This window comes from Streptomyces melanosporofaciens, from assembly GCF_900105695.1.
GTDB lineage: Bacteria > Actinomycetota > Actinomycetes > Streptomycetales > Streptomycetaceae > Streptomyces > Streptomyces antimycoticus.
Genome location: NZ_FNST01000002.1, coordinates 2,607,479 through 2,626,520, shown reverse-complemented (window position 1 = coordinate 2,626,520; position 19,042 = coordinate 2,607,479). Strand labels below are relative to the sequence as shown.

General features: G+C 70.5%; 16 protein-coding genes and 2 pseudogenes. 9 read left to right on the top strand and 9 right to left on the bottom strand.

Annotation, left to right across the window (positions count from 1 at the left end; translation table 11 throughout):
* Positions 1 to 8: 8 nt before the first annotated feature.
* On the top strand, positions 9 to 605 hold the full coding sequence (locus tag BLV72_RS13785) for a 2'-5' RNA ligase family protein (protein WP_093462549.1): 597 nt from the start codon (positions 9 to 11) through the stop codon (positions 603 to 605).
* Positions 606 to 690: 85 nt separating this feature from the next.
* On the opposite strand, the pseudogene BLV72_RS13780 reads toward BLV72_RS13785, so the two are convergent.
* Positions 691 to 915 (bottom strand): annotated as a pseudogene (locus BLV72_RS13780) (SDR family NAD(P)-dependent oxidoreductase); the annotation flags it as partial.
* A gap of 168 nt (positions 916 to 1,083) precedes the next feature.
* Here BLV72_RS13780 and BLV72_RS13775 point away from each other — a divergent pair.
* The gene (locus BLV72_RS13775; protein ID WP_244320752.1) at positions 1,084 to 2,109 is read left to right on the top strand and encodes a YihY/virulence factor BrkB family protein; all 1,026 of its coding nucleotides are present in this window, start codon (positions 1,084 to 1,086) and stop codon (positions 2,107 to 2,109) included.
* A 92-nt stretch (positions 2,110 to 2,201) separates the two neighbouring features.
* On the opposite strand, the gene BLV72_RS13770 is transcribed toward BLV72_RS13775, so the two are convergent.
* Positions 2,202 to 3,635: a D-alanyl-D-alanine carboxypeptidase family protein gene (locus BLV72_RS13770; RefSeq protein WP_425288373.1), complete on the bottom strand. Its 1,434-nt coding sequence runs from the start codon at positions 3,633 to 3,635 to the stop codon at positions 2,202 to 2,204.
* On the opposite strand from BLV72_RS13770, the gene BLV72_RS49785 reads away from it, so the two are divergent.
* On the top strand, positions 3,634 to 3,885 hold the full coding sequence (locus tag BLV72_RS49785) for an SCO4848 family membrane protein (RefSeq protein ID WP_043241427.1): 252 nt from the start codon (positions 3,634 to 3,636) through the stop codon (positions 3,883 to 3,885). The two genes, BLV72_RS13770 and BLV72_RS49785, sit on opposite strands and share 2 nt — an antisense overlap.
* 46 nt (positions 3,886 to 3,931) lie before the next feature.
* Positions 3,932 to 5,230 carry a metallophosphoesterase gene (locus tag BLV72_RS13765; protein WP_093462545.1) on the top strand — a complete coding sequence of 433 codons (1,299 nt, stop codon included), beginning with the start codon at positions 3,932 to 3,934 and terminating at the stop codon, positions 5,228 to 5,230.
* Positions 5,231 to 5,266: 36 nt separating this feature from the next.
* Here the strand turns inward: BLV72_RS13765 and BLV72_RS13760 are convergent, their stop codons facing one another.
* The 6 genes from BLV72_RS13760 to BLV72_RS13730 form a co-directional block, all read right to left on the bottom strand.
* The gene (locus BLV72_RS13760; protein WP_093462543.1) at positions 5,267 to 6,616 is read right to left on the bottom strand and encodes a VanZ family protein; all 1,350 of its coding nucleotides are present in this window, start codon (positions 6,614 to 6,616) and stop codon (positions 5,267 to 5,269) included.
* Between the two features lie 210 nt (positions 6,617 to 6,826).
* The gene (locus BLV72_RS13750) at positions 6,827 to 7,618 is read right to left on the bottom strand and encodes a succinate dehydrogenase iron-sulfur subunit (RefSeq protein WP_093462542.1); all 792 of its coding nucleotides are present in this window, start codon (positions 7,616 to 7,618) and stop codon (positions 6,827 to 6,829) included.
* Positions 7,618 to 9,372, bottom strand: coding sequence for a succinate dehydrogenase flavoprotein subunit (gene sdhA / locus BLV72_RS13745; RefSeq protein WP_059143546.1), 1,755 nt, complete (start codon positions 9,370 to 9,372; stop codon positions 7,618 to 7,620). Before sdhA ends, BLV72_RS13750 begins: the two co-directional genes overlap by 1 nt.
* A gap of 24 nt (positions 9,373 to 9,396) precedes the next feature.
* Complete coding sequence (locus BLV72_RS13740; RefSeq protein WP_037953443.1) at positions 9,397 to 9,867, bottom strand: succinate dehydrogenase hydrophobic membrane anchor subunit; 471 nt, start codon at positions 9,865 to 9,867, stop codon at positions 9,397 to 9,399.
* Positions 9,868 to 9,872: 5 nt separating this feature from the next.
* Positions 9,873 to 10,253 carry a succinate dehydrogenase, cytochrome b556 subunit gene (sdhC, locus tag BLV72_RS13735; protein ID WP_014061379.1) on the bottom strand — a complete coding sequence of 127 codons (381 nt, stop codon included), beginning with the start codon at positions 10,251 to 10,253 and terminating at the stop codon, positions 9,873 to 9,875.
* 156 nt (positions 10,254 to 10,409) lie between these two features.
* Positions 10,410 to 10,961: a 2-oxo-4-hydroxy-4-carboxy-5-ureidoimidazoline decarboxylase gene (locus BLV72_RS13730; protein WP_093462540.1), complete on the bottom strand. Its 552-nt coding sequence runs from the start codon at positions 10,959 to 10,961 to the stop codon at positions 10,410 to 10,412.
* 255 nt (positions 10,962 to 11,216) lie between these two features.
* Between BLV72_RS13730 and BLV72_RS13725 the strand changes: the two genes are divergently transcribed.
* The 4 genes and pseudogenes from BLV72_RS13725 to BLV72_RS13710 all read left to right on the top strand — a co-directional run bounded on the left by BLV72_RS13725 (position 11,217) and on the right by BLV72_RS13710 (position 16,150).
* The gene (locus BLV72_RS13725) at positions 11,217 to 12,863 is read left to right on the top strand and encodes a beta-N-acetylhexosaminidase (protein WP_093462539.1); all 1,647 of its coding nucleotides are present in this window, start codon (positions 11,217 to 11,219) and stop codon (positions 12,861 to 12,863) included.
* Positions 12,864 to 13,197: 334 nt separating this feature from the next.
* Positions 13,198 to 14,262 carry a DUF4328 domain-containing protein gene (locus tag BLV72_RS13720; RefSeq protein ID WP_093462537.1) on the top strand — a complete coding sequence of 355 codons (1,065 nt, stop codon included), beginning with the start codon at positions 13,198 to 13,200 and terminating at the stop codon, positions 14,260 to 14,262.
* A 60-nt stretch (positions 14,263 to 14,322) separates the two neighbouring features.
* Positions 14,323 to 15,005, top strand: a pseudogene (locus tag BLV72_RS13715) (RNA polymerase sigma factor).
* Positions 15,005 to 16,150 (top strand): hypothetical protein, encoded by a 1,146-nt coding sequence (locus BLV72_RS13710; protein ID WP_093462536.1) that lies wholly within the window; start codon positions 15,005 to 15,007, stop codon positions 16,148 to 16,150. The pseudogene BLV72_RS13715 and the gene BLV72_RS13710 overlap by 1 nt, the downstream one beginning before the upstream one ends.
* A 237-nt stretch (positions 16,151 to 16,387) precedes the next feature.
* Here BLV72_RS13710 and BLV72_RS13705 read toward each other — a convergent pair whose 3' ends face one another.
* Complete coding sequence (locus BLV72_RS13705) at positions 16,388 to 17,287, bottom strand: L,D-transpeptidase family protein (protein WP_093462534.1); 900 nt, start codon at positions 17,285 to 17,287, stop codon at positions 16,388 to 16,390.
* A 135-nt stretch (positions 17,288 to 17,422) separates the two neighbouring features.
* Here BLV72_RS13705 and BLV72_RS13700 point away from each other — a divergent pair, with 135 nt between their 5' ends.
* Positions 17,423 to 19,012, top strand: coding sequence for an acyl-CoA mutase large subunit family protein (locus BLV72_RS13700; RefSeq protein ID WP_093462533.1), 1,590 nt, complete (start codon positions 17,423 to 17,425; stop codon positions 19,010 to 19,012).
* Positions 19,013 to 19,042: the final 30 nt, after the last annotated feature.

Genomic DNA, 19,042 nt, shown 5'->3' with positions numbered 1-19,042 from the left:
AGAACGCAGTGGGGACCGTAACGCTCGGCGTTTCGATCGCGGTCCCGGAGCCGTACGGCAGCTTCCTCCAGGAGCGGCGCGCGGGCTTCGGGGACCCGGCCGCCCATGGCATCCCCACTCACGTCACCCTTTTGCCGCCGACCGAGGTCGACACCTCGGCGCTGCCCGCCGTGGAGGACCATCTGGCGCGGGTCGCGGCCGAGGGACGGCCGTTCCCCATGCGGCTGGAGGGCACCGGCACCTTCCGGCCGCTCTCGCCGGTCGTCTTCGTCAGGATCGTCGAGGGCGTGGAGGAGTGCGCGGTGCTGCAGGAGCGGATCCGGGTGGAGTCCGGGCCGTGCGCGCGGGAGCTGCAGTTCCCGTACCACCCGCATGTCACGATCGCGCACGGCATCGACGAGGAGGCGATGGACCGGGCGTTCGTCGAGCTCAAGGAGTACGAGGCCGCCTGGACGATCACCGGCTTCGCGCTGTACGAGCAGGGGGAGGACGGGGTCTGGCGGCTGGACCGTGAGTACCCGTTCGGGTCGGACGAACTGCCGGACGCCGCTTCGCCCGTGGTGCCTCGTCAGGCTGATCTCTGGCGTCCGGCGGCGCCGCGGTAGGTGCGGCGCGGTGCGGGGTTGCGGTGCGTTGGTCGTCCGCGGGTTCGTGGTGGCTGGTCGCGCAGTTCCCCGTGCCCCTATTGGGGACGACCATCACATGGACGCCCGCACCCCGCAGCGCCTCGCCCAGCCCCTGGGCGAACGCGTCGAGCCCGGCCTTGGCGGAGGCGTGGATGAAGTCGGTGCGGCGGACCCGTCCCGCGGCGGCCGAGGAGAGCACCACCAGCGAGCCGTGGCCCTGGCGGCGCATGGCGTTGGCGCAGATCAGGGCCGAGGAGACGGCGCCGGTGTAGTTGGTCTGGGCGACGCGGGGTGAACGTATCCTCCCGATACGGGGCATATGGAGTGATCGTGCCCCCGTACTCACGGGCTCACCGAAAAGAGTGATGAGCGGAGCGGCTGTCCGGGGAACCCGGATATCCATATCGCGCACCGGCGCGCCGAGGAGTGACACCGCGCGGAAGGGTACTTGCTGATCATGGAATCGTTGACCCGGCTGCCTGTCATCGGCCCCGCGATGGCCTGGCTGATGCGCACCCATGCCTGGCGTACCTACGAACGGCTGGACCGCGTCCACTGGACCCGGCTCGCCGCCGCGATCACGTTCACCAGCTTCATCGCCTTCTTCCCGCTCATCGCCGTCGGCGCGGCCATCGGCGCGGCGACGCTCAGCCAATCGCAGATGGCCCAGGTGCAGAAGAAGATCGCCCAGCAGATCCCCGGTATCTCCGGCCAGCTCGACCTGGGCGCACTCGTCCAGAACGCCGCCACGATCGGAGTCGTCGCGGGCGCCCTGCTGCTGTTCACCGGCATCAGCTGGGTGGGCTCGCTGCGTGAGTGCCTGCGCGCCGTATGGGAGCTGGAGGAGGACCCCGGCAACCCGCTGGTGCGCAAGGTCAAGGACGGCTTCGTGCTGATCGGGCTGGGCGGTGTGGCGCTCGTGTCGTTCGCCGTGTCCGCCTTGGCCGCCACCGCCGTGGGCCGGATCGCCCGGCTCATCGGCATCCCCGAGAACGGGATCGGCGGCTGGCTGCTGCGGATCGCCGCGTTCGCCATCGCCGTCTGCGCCGACCTCGTGCTGCTGAGCTACGTTCTGACCTGGCTCCCCGGCGTGCAGCCGCCCCGCCGTACGGTCGTGGTCGCCGCGCTCATCGGCGCGATCGGCTTCGAACTGCTCAAGGTGCTGCTCAGCAGCTATCTGAAGGACGTGGCGGCCAAGAGCATGTACGGGGCGTTCGGGGTGCCCATCGCCCTGTTGCTGTGGATGAACTTCACCGCGAAACTCACGCTGTACTGCTCCGCCTGGACCGCCATCCCGCCCGCCGCCCAGGCCGAGCACGAGGCCGAATGGGCGGCCGAGGCGGACAAGGCCCAGCCGTTCGAGGCGGACAAGGTCGAGCCGTCCGAGCCGGACAAGGCCGAGCCGGACCGCGCCCGGCCGTCCGAGCCGGAGGTCGGAAAGCACCGCGCCCGCGGGCCCGAAGGCCCGCAGGCGGCGGCGTGACGGCGACCGTAAGAGGCCCGGCTCGGCCGTAAGGGCTCGCTCAGTGGGCTCGCTCAGTGGGCTCGCTCAGTGGGCTCGCTCGGTGGGCTCGCTCAGTCGCGCGAGCGGCGCCGCACCAGCTCCGGCAGCGGCCAGCGGCGGTGCACCCCGAAGGCCACCGCGCCCAGCAGCGCCAGGGAGCCGCCCGCGATGCCCACCGCGGTCCACGCCCCGCCGGAGCCCCCGTCGTCCGTGGAGACGGACGCCTGGGCGTGCTTATGGCCGTTCTCGCCGCCGGCCGAGGGGTGGCTCGCGCCCGCCGCGCCGGGCCGGACGAGGGTGCCGACCGGGTTCACCGAGCCCGCCGCCTTGAAGCCCCAGTCGAAGAGCCTCGCGGTCTCCTTGTAGACCTCGTTCGCCTCCTTCTCCTGCGGATTCATGACGGTGACCAGCAGCACCCGGCTTCCGCGCTGGGCGACCCCGGTGAAGGTGGCGCCCGCGTTCGTGGTGTTGCCGTTCTTGACCCCGGCGATGCCCTTGTAGGGCTCGACGCCGAAGCCGGTCAGCAGCCGGTTGGTGTTCTGGATGCCGAAGCTGGAGCGCTTCTTCTTGCCCTTTTCGAACGTGCCGGGGAACTGCGCGGTCGCCGTCGAGCAGTACTCCCGGAAGTCCGCCTTCTGCAGCCCCGAGCGGGCGAAGAGGGTCAGGTCGTACGCACTGCTGACCTGGCCCTTCTCGTCGTAGCCGTCCGGTGTGACCACATGGGTGTCGCGCGCGTTCAGATGCTTCGCGTGTGCCTGCATCTCCCTTACGGTCGCCGGGACACCGCCGTTCATGGCGGACAGCACATGCACCGCGTCGTTGCCCGAGCGCAGGAAGACGCCGAGCCACAGGTCGTGGACCGAGTAGGTGTAGTTCTCCTTGACCCCGACCAGGCTGCTGCCCTCACCCATCCCCTCCAGGTCGGACAGCTGCACCTTGTGGGTCTTCGTCTTCGGCATCTTCGGCAGCAGCGTGTCCGCGAACAGCATCTTCAGCGTGGACGCGGGCGGCAGCTGCCAGTGGGCGTTGTGCGAGGCGAGCACATCACCGGACTCGGCGTCGGCCACCAGCCAGGACTTTCCGCTGAGCTCCTTGGGCAGCGCGGGCGCGCCCGCCTTGGGGTCCACCTGGGTCCCGGGGCGGCCGAGCCGCTTCCCGCCCACCGTGGACATATGGGCGGGCGGCTTGACCGCGTCGGTGGCACCGCCCGGCTGGTCGGCGGCGTGCGCCGGGGCGGCGGCGAGCGGCCCGCACAGCAGGAGGGCGGCGGCGGTGGCGGCCAGCGGCGCGGCGGCGCGGCGGGCGGGGGTACGGCGACTGCTCTCGCGGGTGCTCTTGCCGGTGCTCTTACGGGTGCGGTCTCGGACGTGAGTGCTGGTGAAGGAAGGTGTGGGCACGGAGGTGAACGTACCTGGCGTCGCTGAGGAGAGCGACAGCAGCGCCGACGTATTGACGGCAGACCCCCGCGTGGAGGTATCCGGGGCCGTGCCCATACTGGAACCCATGAAGCTCAGCCGCCCCGTGTCCTGGTTCCTGCTCGCCTTCGGGGTCTGGAGCTGGGTCATCTGGTTCACCTTTGTCAAAAATTTGTGGAAGGACGCCAGCGGACTCGCCTTCGACGACTCCGGCGACCCCACCACGTACTTTTGGGTGCATCTGCTGCTCGCGATCACCTCGTTTCTCTTGGGGACGGCGATCGGGGTCATCGGGTTGCGTGGGGTGCGCGCTCTGCGTCGAAACGACGCCTCCGAGTAGCCGTTCCAGGTAGCCGTCGGGTAGTCGCTAGGGGAGGGGACCGGGGATGGTCGTGCTCTACGTCCTGATCGCACTGGCCGTCGTCGGTCTGCTGACCGGCGTCCACTGGTATGTGTGGCGGCGGCTCGTCGGCGACACGACGGCGCGCGGGGGGTGGGCGCGCCGTACGGGCACGATGGCCGCCTTCGTACTGCCGCTGATGAGCGTCGGCGCGGTGATCTCGGGCCGCGCGGGCGCGCCCTTCCCGCTCCAGCGCGTCCTGGCCTGGCCGGGCTACCTCTGGCTCGCCCTGCTCCTGTACCTGACCCTGGCCCTGCTCGTGGGCGAGGCGGTACGGCCTCTGCTGGGCGCTTGGCTTGGCCGTCGCAAGCCTGCCGAACCCGCTGATGTGCGGTCGACCGAGAGACCGGCGGCGGCCGCGGATGAGGCTGCCGCCGGGCGGACAGCGGATGCCGGTTCGGCGGTGACCGCCGTCGCCCCCGCTCCGGCGGCCGTGCGCACGGACGGCCCGGCGCCCGCCGCCTCCCGGCGGCTGTTTGTCGCCCGGGCCGTGGCCGTCGGGGCCACGGCCGTGGCTGCCGGAACGGTGGGGTACGGGACGTACACCGTGCTGCGCGGGCCGCGGGTCAAGAGGATCACCGTGCCGCTCGCCAAGCTGCCGCGCCGGGCGCACGGCTTCCGGATCGCCGTCGTCAGCGATATCCACCTCGGGCCGATCCTGGGCCGCGCCCACACCCAGCGGGTCGTCGAGGCGGTCAACCACACCAACCCCGACCTCATCGCCGTCGTCGGCGACCTCGTGGACGGCAGTGTCGCGGACCTCGGCCCGGCCGCCGAGCCGCTGCGCGCGCTGCGCGCCCGCCACGGCAGCTACTTCGTCACCGGCAACCACGAGTACTACTCGGGCGCCGACGCGTGGCTGGACCATGTGCGCGAGCTGGGCCTGCGACCCCTGGAGAACGAGCGCACCGAGCTGCCCGGCTTCGATCTCGCCGGGGTGAACGACGTCGCGGGCGAGAGCGAGGGCCAGGGCCCCGACTTCGGCAAGGCGCTCGGCGGCCGCGACCGCTCGCGTGCCTCCGTGCTGCTCGCCCATCAGCCGGTGGTGATCCACGACGCGGTGAAGGCGGGCGTCGATCTCCAGCTGTCCGGCCACACTCACGGCGGTCAAGTGTGGCCCGGCACCTATGTGGCCGAGCTCGCCAACCCCACCGCCGCCGGCCTCGAGCGGTACGGCGACACCCAGCTCTATGTGACCCGCGGCGCGGGCGCCTGGGGCCCGCCGGTACGGGTCGGGGCGCCACCGGACGTCACCGTGGTGGAGCTGGCCTCGACCCGTACCTGATCGTCTGAGCGCCCGCCGTCCCCGCCCCACCCCGCGTCAGCGGGAGTCGGCGGCGGACCGCTGAACCTCCGCCGAGCCGGTGGGACCGACGGGACCCGTGCCGACCAGCGGACGGTCGAGGTCCCCCGCCGGTGCGTCGTCGGCAGCCCGATCCGCTGTCACCGCCACCGGCCCCGACCGGCCGGCGGCCTGTGCGTCGGCCCGCTTGGCGCGCCGGTGCGGCAGCGGGGCGTTGCGTATGCCCGAGATGCGGTCGTGCGGGGTGAGTCGGTGCGGGTGGCGCAGCGTCTTCCGTACACAGGTGGCGGTCAGCGTGCACCCGGCCGTCACCGCGAGCAGCTGGACGGGACTCAACGCCGTAAGGACCGCTGCCGCGCCCTGGGCGCCCGAGTCGCGGACGGTGGCGAACAGACCGGATGGCCACGGCTCGTGCAACAGGGTCAGCATGGCCAGGAACAGCCCCGACAGGAACGGCATCACCAGCGCCCCGATCAGCAGCGCGCGTAGGGTCAGCCGCCAGGGCACCAGCGGGCCGCCATCGTCCGCCACCAGCTTCAGCAGCAACAGCCGCTTTCCTGGGGTCGCGCCGGTCGCCAGCGGCAGGAGGATAAACCAGGCCACGAAGATTCCGACCGGTATCCATGAGGGGGCCGCGCCGCCCTGATAGGTCATCACGGCCGCGGCAAACACCGATGTGACGACGTATCCGGCCACATCCACCACCAGCGCCGTCAGCCGCCGCCCGAACGGCACCGGACGTGCCGCCAGCGCCTGCCCGTCCAGCGCCTCCAGCGGGGGCAGCATCCGCGCGACCGGCCCGGCCAGCAGCCAACCGACCGCCGCTCCCGCCGTGTTGACGATCAGGTCGTCCACGTCGAAGAGGCGGTACGGGCAGCTGTAGAGACCCCACACCCCGGTCCACTGCGTCAGCTCGAAGGACATGGAGACCACGAAGCCGATCACGGCGGTGGCGCGCAGCGAGCGCCCGAAGTGGTAGCGCAGGAAGACGCCGAGCGGCACAAGCAGCAGCAGATTGAAGAGGGTTCCGGCGACGGCGGGGTTCTGGAGGACGAGCGAGTTGAGCCCGACCTTGTGGTGGGCCTCCTTCCAGATGTCGCTGAAGGTGTTCCCGGGCATCCACTGCGGATGGGCGACCATCGCGAACCGCTCGCACATGTCGCCGGTCTGCTTCGGCAGCGGCACGATCGTCATGCAGAAGGCGGTGAGCGAGTAGTAGAGGAAGCCGTACAGCGACAGCGTCCGCCCCCGGGACATCACGCCATGACGGCGGTACAGGACGACGGCTGTCGGCAGCAACAGTAAGAGTGCCAGCAGCGGGAAGAGCGCGGCGGCGGTCTTGATCGGCAGAAGGTAGGCGATGGCCATGTGCAGGACTATACGCCATGTGTATACATCGCATGTATAGCGAGGCAGAAACAGAGGCAGAGGCAGAAACAGAGGCAGAGGCAGAGGCAGGGGCAGAGGCAGGGGCAGAGGCAGGGCGAACACGGCGAGGGCCCCGCCCCCGGAATCCGGGAAGCGGGGCCCTCGCCCAAAGGCTTGGAGCCAAAGGCTCCGTCGCTCAGAAGCGGCAGCTCAGAAGCGGCGCGTGATCAAGGCGCGCTTGACCTCCTGAATGGCCTTGGTGACCTCGATGCCCCGCGGGCACGCCTCGGTGCAGTTGAAGGTGGTGCGGCAGCGCCAGACGCCGTCCTTGTCGTTCAGGATCTCCAGCCGCTGCTCACCGCCCTCGTCGCGGGAGTCGAAGATGAAGCGGTGCGCGTTGACGATCGCCGCGGGGCCGAAGTACTGGCCGTCGTTCCAGAACACCGGGCATGAGGAGGTGCACGCGGCGCACAGGATGCACTTGGTGGTGTCGTCGAACCGCTCGCGGTCCTCGGCGGACTGCAGCCGCTCACGCGTCGGCTCGTTGCCCGTCGTGATCAGGAAGGGCATCACATCGCGGTACGCCTGGAAGAACGGCTCCATGTCCACGATCAGGTCCTTGAGGACCGCGAGCCCCTTGATCGGCTCGACCGTGATGGGCTTCGACCCCTTCCCATCGTGAATATCGGTGATGTCCTTGATCAGCGTCTTGCAGGCCAGCCGGTTGCGGCCGTTGATCCGCATCGCGTCGGAGCCGCAGATGCCGTGGGCGCAGGAGCGGCGGAAGGTCAGAGTGCCGTCCAGCTCCCACTTGATCTTGTGGAGACCGTCGAGGACGCGCTCCTTCGGGTCCATGTCGATCTGGAAGTCCTCCCAGACCGGCTGGTCCGAGACCTCCGGGTTGAAGCGCCGGATCCGGAAGGTGACGGTGATCAGGTGCGAGGCGGTGGCGCCGGCCGCCTCGGGGGCCTGGTCGGACTTCTCGAGGGTGGGAGTGCTCATCAGTACTTACGCTCCATCGGCTGGTAGCGGGTCTGCACGACCGGCTTGTAGTCGAGGCGGATGGACTCGGAGCCGTCCGCGCCCACCTCTCGGTACGCCATGGTGTGCCGCATGAAGTTGACGTCGTCGCGGTTCGGGTAGTCCTCGCGGTAGTGGCCGCCGCGCGACTCCTTGCGGGCCAGCGCCGAGATCGCCATGACCTCGGCCAGGTCGAGCAGGTTGCCCAGCTCGATGGCCTCCAGCAGATCGGTGTTGAACCGCTTGCCCTTGTCCTGGACGCTGACGTTCTTGAACCGCGCCCGCAGGTGGCCGATCTCCTCGACGGCCTCCTTGAGCGTCTGCTCGGTGCGGAAGACCATGACGTTCTTGTCCATGGTCTCCTGCAGCGCCTTGCGGACCTCGGTGACCCGCTCGGTGCCGGTCGCGTCCCGCAGGTTCTCCACCTGGCTCTGGACGAACCCGGCCGGGTCCTCCGGAAGCTCGACGAAGTCGGCCCTGGCGGAGTACTCCGCGGCGGCGATGCCGGCCCGGCGGCCGAAGACGTTGATGTCGAGCAGCGAGTTGGTGCCCAGGCGGTTGGCGCCGTGCACCGAGACGCAGGCGACCTCGCCGGCCGCGTACAGGCCCGGGACGACGGTGTCGTTGTCCGCCAGCACCTCGCCCTGGACGTTGGTCGGGATGCCGCCCATCGTGTAGTGCGCGGTCGGCTGGATCGGGATCGGGTCCGTGTACGGCTCGATGCCCAGGTAGGTCCGCGCGAACTCGGTGATGTCGGGCAGCTTGGCGTCGAGCTGCTCCGGCGGCAGGTGGGTCAGGTCCAGATAGACGTGGTCGCCCTCCGGACCGCAGCCGCGACCTTCACGGATCTCCGTGTAGATCGACCTCGACACCACGTCTCGCGATGCCAGGTCCTTCATGACCGGCGCGTACTTCTCCATGAAGCGCTCGCCGTCCTTGTTGCGGAGGATGCCGCCCTCACCGCGGGCGCCCTCCGTCAGCAGGATGCCCATGCGCCAGATGCCGGTCGGGTGGAACTGGAAGAACTCCATGTCCTCCAGCGGCAGCCCGCGCCGGTAGGCGACCGCCTGGCCGTCACCGGTGAGGGTGTGCGCGTTGGAGGTCACCTTGAAGAACTTGCCGCAGCCGCCGGAGGCGAAGACGACGGCCTTCGCCTGGAAGACGTGCAGCTCGCCGGTGGCCAGCTCGTACGCCACCACACCGGCGGTGCGCTTGACCCCGTCGACCTCGGTCATCAGGAGGTCCAGGACGTAGAACTCGTTGAAGAACTCCACGCCCTCCTTGACGCAGTTCTGGTACAGCGTCTGGAGGATCATGTGGCCGGTGCGGTCCGAGGCGTAGCAGGACCGGCGGACCGGGGCCTCGCCGTGGTTACGGCTGTGGCCGCCGAAGCGGCGCTGGTCGATGGTGCCGTTCGGGGTGCGGTTGAACGGCAGGCCCATCTTCTCCAGGTCGAGGACGGAGTCGATGGCCTCCTTCGCCAGGATCTCGGCGGCGTCCTGATCGACCAGGTAGTCGCCGCCCTTGATCGTGTCGAAGGTGTGCCACTCCCAGTTGTCCTCCTCGACGTTGGCGAGGGCGGCGGCCATGCCACCCTGTGCCGCGCCGGTGTGGGAGCGGGTCGGATAGAGCTTGGTGAGCACCGCGGTGCGGCTGCGCTTGGTCGACTCGATGGCCGCGCGCATTCCGGCCCCGCCGGCGCCGACGATGACGGTGTCGTACTTATGGATCTTCATGAGTGGATACCTCAGCCCCGGGGCCTAGCGGATGTTCGGGTCGAAGGTGAAGATCACCAGAGTGCCGAGCACGATGGTGAATCCTGCCGCCGTGTAGAGCAGCGCCTTCAGCCACAGGCGGGTGTTGTCCCGCTCCGCGTAGTCGTTGATGATCGTGCGCAGGCCGTTCGCGCCGTGCAGCGTGGCGAGCCAGAGCATGATCAGATCCCATGCCTGCCAGAACGGCGAAGCCCAGCGGCCGGCCACGAAGGCGAAGCCGATCTTGGTGACACCGCCGTCCAGCACCAGCTGGATCAGCAGATGGCCCAGGACCAGGACGACCAGCAGGACGCCGGACAGGCGCATGAAGAGCCAGCCGTACATCTCGAAGTTCGTACGGGTCGCCCTGGGCGTCTTGCGGGTACGGGCCCGCGGCGGCTCGATGACCGGGGCCGGATGATCCACGTCGTACGCGCTGACCGCGTCGCTCGCGGGGGTGGTGGTCTCGGCGGACATGTGCGTCAGCTCCCGAACAGTTCGCGCAGCGTGTGCTGGAGGATCGGGTAGAAGGCACCGGCCATCAGCACGACCCAGATACCGACGACGCCCCAGAGCATCTGCCGCTGGTACCTCGCTCCCTTGGACCAGAAGTCGACGGCGATGACACGAAGGCCGTTGAGCGCGTGAAACAGGATGGCGGCCACGAGGCCGTACTCCATCAGGTTCACGACGGGATTCTTGTAGGTGGCAACCACGTTGTCGTACGCCTCGGGCGAGACGCGGACCAGCGAGGTGTCCAGCACATGTACGAACAGGAAGAAGAAGATGAGGACGCCGGTGACTCGATGAGCCACCCAGGACCACATGCCTTCCCGGCCGCGATACAGCGTTCCAGCCGGCACGGAAAAACCCTCCGGAAGCGGATTTGGGGCCTGCCGGCTTCACGGTCGGTCGGGCCCGGCCGGGTACGGTCCACCGGCCCTGGACATCGTACCGACGTGCTGTCGGCAGGTTCGTCCGGGGGGCTCAGGTGTGATCTATCAAGCACGAACGGGCGATCATGCGATACGGAACCCGGATAGATCCGGCAAAGGGGAGGTGTTCGCGGCCAGCCGGACGAGCCTGCCGCGGGCGATGCGCCGCAGCTCCTCCGCGGTGTTGTCGCGCTCCCGCTCCCGCTCGTTGCCCAGCCGGTCCCGGATCCCGGTCAGCAGCCGGTCGAGCCGCTCCTCGGGCCGCAGACCATCCAGACAGATGACGAAAACGTGACCGAATCGACGCTCGTACGCATCGTGGGCGGCCTGGAGCGCGGTGTGGGCGGCCGGCGACCCCAGGCTCTCCGCGGGCGGCAGCTCATGACCGACGACCGACTCGTCCGCGAGCGCCTCGTCCAGATCGGCCGGGGTGAGGTCGTAGCTGGCCTCGTCCCCGGCGGCCAGCAGCGCCTCCAGATCGGGGTACGGGCGGTGGGTCACGATCAGCCGGGCCCAGCGACGGCTGCCGCAACAGGCGAGCAGCGCGGCCTCGGCCGCGTCGGCGGTGGCGGTGTTGAGCCGGTCGAGGCGGGAGGCGGCGGCGCGGGACCTGGACAGCGTGGACTCCTCGGACACGCATGAGACACGCGGGGAACGGGCGCCGCGCCCGGGAGCGGCGGACACCCGGGTCAGGCGTGGGAGACATGGGCTGGGCGCGTGAGCAGTTCACGTTAACGAGGGGCGGGGACGGGGGGCCCGGGGGGAACGCGATATCACCCGAACGGGGAGGTTTTACTGCATGCGGTGGACGGCATTCGGGGCGCAGGGTGTTTTTCGGTCACAAGACGGCCGAATGCCCGAAGCGGGGAGGGCCTAAGGAGGTACACCGCCATGGGATTGCCGCTCAGAGCCACCAAGGCGTCCTGCGTCCGCGGGCTCATCGCGGGTGCCGTCGCCACCCTCGTCCTGGCGGCCCTCGGCTGCCAGCAGACGGACGGCGGCCAGGGCCAGGCCGGCACCCGCTCCTCGCCGGCGCACTCCGCGCACGCCACGACCGCCACCTCGGCGCGGTCCCCCTCGACCACCCCGCCGCACGGCACGGCGGCCTCCGCCCCGCCCCGCACCATCCCCTCCGTCCGCGAGTTCACCCCGACCACGGGCCCTGGCTGGCGGCCCGGCAGCGGCAGCCGGGTGGTGGCCGACCTCGACGGCCCGCTCGCCGACGAGGCCCACATGATCGCCACGGAGCTGGGGCTGCGCACCGCCTCCGGCACCCCCCGCACCGGTGATCTCTCCCTCGCCCTCAAACCGGGGCAGAGCGGTGGTCGCGAGGCGTACACCCTGACGGTCGGCGGCGGCCGCGCCCGGATCACCGGCCCGGCCGACGCGGGCGTCTTCTACGGCACCCGCACCGTGAAACAGGCCCTGCGCTCCGGCGGCCGCCTCCCCGAAGGCGTGATCCACGACCGGCCCGGCCGCGCCCAGCGCGGCCTCAACCTGGACATCGCGCGCAAGTTCTTCTCGGCCCGGTGGATCGAGGCCCGGATGCGCGAGATGGCCGACCTCAAGCTCAACCAGCTCGCCCTGCACTTCTCGGACGATCAGGGCTTCCGCATCCAGAGCACCAGCCACCCCGAGATCGTCTCGGCCCAGCACCTCACCAAGGCCCAGGTCCGGGAGATCGTCGCGCTCGGACAGCGGCTGCACATCACCGTCATCCCCGAGATCGACTCGCCGGGCCACCTCGGCGCCGTCATCAGGGCCCATCCGCAGCTCCAACTGCGCAACGCGGGCGGCACCACGTTCCAGGGGTCGGTGGACATCTCCCAGCCGGCCGCGGCCCGCATCGTCGATCAGCTGATGCGCGAGTACGCCCCGCTCTTCCCCGGCCGCTGGTGGCATCTGGGCGCCGATGAGTACCTCGCGCTGACCGTCGAGGACCCCCAGGCGTCGTTCCCGAAGCTGGTGGCCGCCGCGAAGGCGAAGTACGGCCCCAACGCCCGGGTGCAGGACCTGGTCACCGGCTGGCTGAACGACCGGGCCCGGCTCGCCCGGCAGCTGGGCAAGCAGCCCAAGGCGTGGAACGACGGCTTCTTCGCCGGCGGCGTCGTCAAGCCCGACAAGAACATCGAGGTCGAGTACTGGACCGGACGGCTGAAGGAGACGGCACGGCAGCCGCTGGAGTACCTGAAGGAGGGCCGCAAGGTGGTCAACCTCAACGACTCGTACCTCTACTACGTCCTCGGCGAGCCCGGCGGCTTCACCTACCCGACCGGCGAACGCATTTACGAGAGTTGGTCCCCCGCGGTCCTGCGCAGTTCCACGCCCGTCGCCGACAAGTCCCTGACCGGACCGAACCGGATCCTCGGTGCCCGCTTCGCCATCTGGGGCGACCGGCCCGAGGCCCAGACGCCCGCACAGGTGGCCCAGGGCATCCGGCTGCCGCTCGCGGCGCTGGCCCAAAGGGTGTGGGATCCCGGGAAGCCGCCGCTGAGCTGGTCCGACTTCACCCGGCTCGCCGAGCGGCTCGGGGTCTGAGCGCGGGACCCGGGCGGGAGAGAGCGGGAGAGAAGAGAGAGAAAGGGAAAGGAAGGACGGTCGGGGCCGCCACCCCCCACAGGAGAGGCCCCGACCGTCGATCAGGGAGAGCCGTCAAAGGCTCGCACCCCTTACAGCGTCGCACGCCTCGATTGCGTCACACCTCCCCTTGCACGAAACCGGGGACTTCACCCCGCGTCCAGGGTCCGTTCCGCTCTGGACTTGACCGGTCGGATGCCCGTAACGTGCAGGTCCGCGCTCTGGGCGCGGTCGGAGGCTTTATTTTCTCGCGTGGCCCGCAGCGGGTCACGTTCCCAGGGGGACTCAAAAGACCATGTATCCGTGTGGGAACTGCCGCGCTGTCGCCGTCGGCCCCGACGGGCGCTGTGCCGCATGCGGGACGTACCAGCAGCAGCTCCAGCAGCCCTCCGCGCCGCCGCAGCAGCCGTCCGTCCCGCCGCAGATGCCGCCGACACCCGGCGGCTACCCGGCTGCCCCGCCCATGGGCATGCCGACCGGCGGGGTCGATCTGCGGCGCGGGCTCTCCACCACGCTCGTCGCGCTGTTCGGCGTGGCGCTGCCGGCGCTCATCTTCCTCTTCGTGGGGCGTTCCGGCCAGTACAGCGTGATCGGGGACATGCTGGACGCGGTCGAGGGCAAGTCCGTCTCCATCACCGAGGAGGACCTCAACGACGCCGACGACCTGTTCACCACCGCACAGGTCATCTACTCGCTGCTCACCGTCGCGATCGCCGTGGTCTGGGCGATCTGGTTCCGGCGGCTGCGGCTGAACGCCGAGGTCTTCGCGCCCGGCCAGCACCGCTTCAGCAGCGGCTGGGCGGCCGGTTCATGGTTCACCCCCGTCGTCAACTTCTGGTTCCCCAAGCAGATCGCCAACGACATCTGGCGCGCCAGCTCCCCGCAGGGGCCGCACGCCGTCAGCCGCGGTCTGCTCAACGGCTGGTGGGTCACCTGGATCGTCGCGCTGATCACCAACGCCATCGGCGGCATCCGCTACAACCTGCTGCGGGGCAAGGTGGAGGGCGACGACTACGCCCCCTCCCCCTCCGAGGCCAAGAGCGACATCGAGAGCCTGCACTCCATCCTGGCCTTCGACATGTTCGCGATCGTGATCTTCATGGCCGCGGCGGTCCTCGCGCTGCTGCTGGTCCGGCAGATCACCGCGATGCAGGAGCAGCGCGCCTCGCTGCCCCCGCAGATGGGCGGACCGGCGCCGTACGGCATGCCGGCGCCGAACCCGTACGGCGCCCCGGCGCCCGGACCGGCCCCGTACGGTGCCCCGGCCCCCGGGCCCGGCTCGTACGGTGCCCCGCAGATGCCACCGACCCCGCCATCCGGCCAGCCCGGTCAGCAGTACCCGCCCTACGGGCAGGGCTAGCCCGCGGCTACGCCGGAATCGACTGGACCACGGATTCTCCGAGTGGGGCAGGAAGAGAGCGTGCAGGCGGACGACGCGGAACTGACCGCCGCGGTACTCGCGGCGCAGGAAGGGGACGAGACCGCCTTCCGGACCGTCTACCGGTCCGTGCACCCTCGCCTCCTCGGCTATGTGCGCACGCTGGTCGGTGACGGAGACGCGGAGGACATCACCTCCGAAGCATGGCTGCAGATCGCCCGCGACCTGCAACGCTTCAGCGGAGATGCCGACCGTTTCCGGGGCTGGGCGGCCCGAATAGCCCGCAATCGCGCACTGGACCACATACGGATGCGCGGCCGCCGCCCGGCCATCGGCGGCGATGAGTCGGAGCTGGAGTTCCGCGCCTCCGACGCGGACACCGCCGGTGAGGCGATGGAGGCCCTCGGCACCGGCCGGGCGCTCGGGCTGATCGCCCAGCTGCCGCAGGACCAGGCCGAGGCGGTGGTGCTCCGGGTGGTCCTCGGCCTCGACGCCAAGAGCGCGGCCGCGGTGCTGGGCAAGCGGCCGGGGCGGTGCGTACGGCCGCCCACCGGGGTCTGCGGCGGCTCGCGGACTTGATCGGCCCGGCGGCGGGCGACGATCCGGCGGTGCTCGAGGGGATCCCGGGGCAACGTGAGTCACACGGCGGCGGAGCAACCAAGCCGGGTGCGGCGAAGTCTGCTGGTGTGACGGATTCACGCGCGCCAACGCAGAAGGACATGTGATGGCCGAAGACCACCGCTACAGCTGGCTGGATGACAGTGCCGCGGAGCGGTTGCTTCGCGGCGAACCGGTCGAGGGGCAGCCCGGGGCTCCCGACGGCCGGGGCGACGAGTCATATGCCGAAGCGGAGCGGTTGGCGGCCGTACTCAGCGCCGTCGCCGGGGCGGGCCGCCCGGCGGCCCCCTCCGACGCGTCCGCGCTTCCGGGCGAGGAAGCGGCCATGGCCGCCTTCCGGGCGGCCCGGGTCGCCGTCGAGGCCGAAGCGGAAGCCGTCGCCGAGCCGGGGGTGGCCCGGCGGCCGCAGCGGATCCGGATGTTCAGACAGAGACAGCCGCGGCTGCGCCGCCCCCTGCGGGCGGGCATGATCGCGATGGTGGCCGGCTGTGCGCTGAGCGGTTTCGCGGTCGCGGCCGCGGCGGGTGTGCTGCCCACCCCGTTCGGGCCGAGCCACCACACTCCTGGCCCCTCGGTGAGCATGTCGGACGCCGGACCCGGCGGGGAATCCGCCCATCCGGAGATCTCCGAGGACGGCGGAACGACGGCGCCCGGCTCCAGTGGTTCAAGCGACAACGATGCCAGCGATGTGGGTTCGAACGGCGCCCAGGGCGGAACCGTCACTTCCGGTCCGGAGGGCGACGACACGGGCAAGGACGGGAAGTCGAAGGGCCCCTCGTCGAAGGGGAAGCACGGCACCTCGGGATGGGCCCTCCGCATCTGCCCCCGTTACCTGACCGCGGAGTCGGCGGGCGTGGACCTCGACAAGAAGTCGCTGAAGAAGCTCACGGAGGCGGCCGGCAGCGAATCCGCCATCCACGGCTACTGCACCCAGGTCCTCGCCGACGACGGCGCGGACGCCCCGCGCAGCGACGACAGCACGGACAGCGGTTCGGACAACGGCGGCGGCAACAGCGGGTCCGATGGCTCCGGCTCCGGTGACAGCGGCGGGTCGGACAGCGGTGGTTCGGACGGCGGCGGCGATTCGGGAAAAGGTGGCGGGGACGACACCACAGTCCCCCAGCCCCCGCCACCGCCGAGCGACACCACCGGCACCACCGGCACGCCGAGCGCCACTACGACACCGACGCCCGCAAGTGACTCCACGGCGTCAACCGACCCGGTGACGGCTACGGAAACGGGTGCCGACTGAGGCTCCGGCACCCAGGTGTGACGTTTTTTTCAGCGGTGACGCTGAAAGAAATGGGCCGACTGGTCATCGGCCGCGCGGGAGCCGAGGTTCCCCCCGTACCGACGGCTCCGCGCATTCGGCGCGGGCAGAGCACGTTCCCCCGGCTCTGCCCGCGCCGCCCCTCTTTGCGCCTAAGTCGGCGCCGCTCTCGCGGACCGGGTACTCGCCATCGGAGTTCCGCAATTGATGGTTGCGGGCCTACTTGTAGACCACGACCTTGTCGCCCGCCTCGACCTTGCCGAAGAGCGCAGCGATCTTCTTCTTGTCCCGCACGTTCACACAGCCGTGCGAGGCACCGCTGTAGCCGCGGGCGGCGAAGTCCGACGAATAGTGCACCGCCTGGCCGCCGCTGAAGAACATCGCGTACGACATCGGGGTGTGATAGATCGTCGACACATGGTCGCGGCTCTTGAAGTTGACCTGGAACAGCCCCTCCCGGGTCGGGGTGTACTCCGAGCCGAAGCGCACATCCATCGCCGACACCACCCGCCCGTTGACCATCCAGGCCAGGGTGCGGCTGCTTTTGCTGATGCACAGCACCCGGCCGGTCAGGCACCGCGGATCCGGCTTCGCCAGCGGAAGAGTGGTCGGCGGATAGAGCTGGTCGTGCGTGGGCGTCTTGGTCGCCGAGCGCAGTGAGGTCCAGGTGCGCCGGCTCACCGAGCCGGTGACCGAGAGGCCGTGGCCCCGCTGGTACGCGCTGACCGACGCCTGCGTGATCGTGCCGTAGTAGCCCGTCGGGTTCCGGTTGAAGAGGCCGAGCGCGCGCAGCCGCGCCTGGAGCTCGCGCACCCGGTCCCCGCTGGTGCCGACCGCGATCACGGGCGGGGCCACCCTCGGCGCGGTGTGCCGCGGTGTGACGGGCGTCGTGGTGCGCGGCGGGGGCGCCACGACCCGCTTGGGCTTGGGCTTGGCCTTGTGCGTGAACGTGCGATGCGGCCGGGGCGTCTCCCGCGCGGGTGCGCTCGTACTGGCCCTGGCCTGCGGTCTCTCCTGCCCCCGGCCGTCCACGGTCGCTTCCCCCGCCCGGCACCCCGCGACCAGTGCCGCCGCCGTGGCCGTGGCCAGCGCCGTGCCGACCACCGCTGTCCGGTGCATCTGAACCCCCCACTCCCTGATCTTTTTGCTCTGAATGCTTCCCGAAGCTGCCAGGAGGCGAACATCGACGCATGCTGTGAGCAAGGCCCCGTACCGGGAGAACGCCCGGTATCAGCCACCAGGAGGCGTGGAGACATGGCGCGCGAGTCGGAGTCGGGATTCCCCGTCGAGCCGGTGTACGGGCCCGGCGCGCTCAGCGGCTGGGATGCGGGCGGGCGGCTGGGCGAGCCGGGGGAGTATCCCTTCACCCGCGGGGTCTATCCGACGATGTACACCGGCCGCCCCTGGACGATGCGGCAGTACGCCGGGTTCGGCACCGCGGCCGAGTCCAACGCCCGCTACCGGCAGCTGATCGAGCACGGCACCACCGGACTGTCGGTGGCCTTCGACCTGCCGACCCAGATGGGCTACGACTCCGACGCGCCCCTCGCGCACGGTGAGGTCGGCAAGGTGGGCGTGGCCATCGACTCGATCGAGGACATGCGGGTGCTGCTGGGCGGCATTCCGCTGGACCGGGTCTCGACCTCCATGACCATCAACGCGCCCGCGGCCCTGCTGCTGCTCCTCTACCAACTCGTGGCCGAGGAGCAGGGCGTGGCCGGGAGCCAGCTGACCGGCACCATCCAGAACGACATCCTCAAGGAGTACATCGCCCGCGGCACCTATATCTTTCCGCCCGGCCCCTCGCTGCGGCTGGTCGCGGACATCTTCAAGTACTGCAAGGCCGAGCTGCCGAAGTGGAACACCATCTCGATCTCCGGCTACCACATGGCGGAGGCCGGGGCCTCGCCCGCGCAGGAGATCGCCTTCACCCTGGCCGACGGCATCGAGTACGTCCGTACGGCCGTCGCGGCGGGGATGGACATCGACGACTTCGCACCCCGGCTCTCCTTCTTCTTCGTCTCCCGCACCACGCTGCTGGAGGAGGTCGCCAAGTTCCGGGCCGCGCGCCGGATCTGGGCGCGGGTGATGCGGGAGGAGTTCGGCGCCCGCGATCCGAAGTCCCAGATGCTGCGCTTCCACACCCAGACCGCGGGCGTCCAACTCACGGCCCAGCAGCCCGAGGTGAATCTCGTACGCGTCGCCGTCCAGGGCCTGGCCGCCGTGCTCGGCGGCACCCAGTCGCTGCACACCAACGCCTTCGACGAGGCCATCGCGCTCCCGACCGGCACCTCCGCCCGGCTGGCGCTGCGCACCCAGCAGGTGCTGGCGTACGAGACCGATGTGACGGCGACCGTGGACCCCTTCGCGGGCTCCTACGCCGTCGAGTCGCTGACCGACGCCGTCGAGGCGGCGGCTGTCGATCTGATGCGGCGGGTCGAGGACCTGGGCGGTGCGGTGGCCGCCATCGAGCGGAACTTCCAGAAGGAGGAGATCGAGCGCAGCGCCTACCGGATCGCCCGGGAGACGGACGCGGGGACACGGGTGGTGGTCGGCGTCAACCGCTTCCAGCTCGAGGAGGAGGCGCCGTACGAGCCGCTGCGGGTGGACCCGGAGATCGAGGCCCGGCAGCGCGACCGGCTCGCCCGCTTGCACGCCGAACGCGACCGGTCGGCGGTGGGCGCGGCGCTCTCCTCCCTGCGGAAGGCCGCCGAGAGCGAGCCGGGCACGGCCAATGTGCTGTACCCGATGAAGGACGCGCTCGCGGCGCGGGCCACGCTTGGTGAGGTGTGCGATGCGTTGCGGGAGGTGTGGGGGGCGTACAAGCCGGTGGACGCGTTCTGAGGGCGCCGGAGTCGGTCGGGGGCCGGCCCG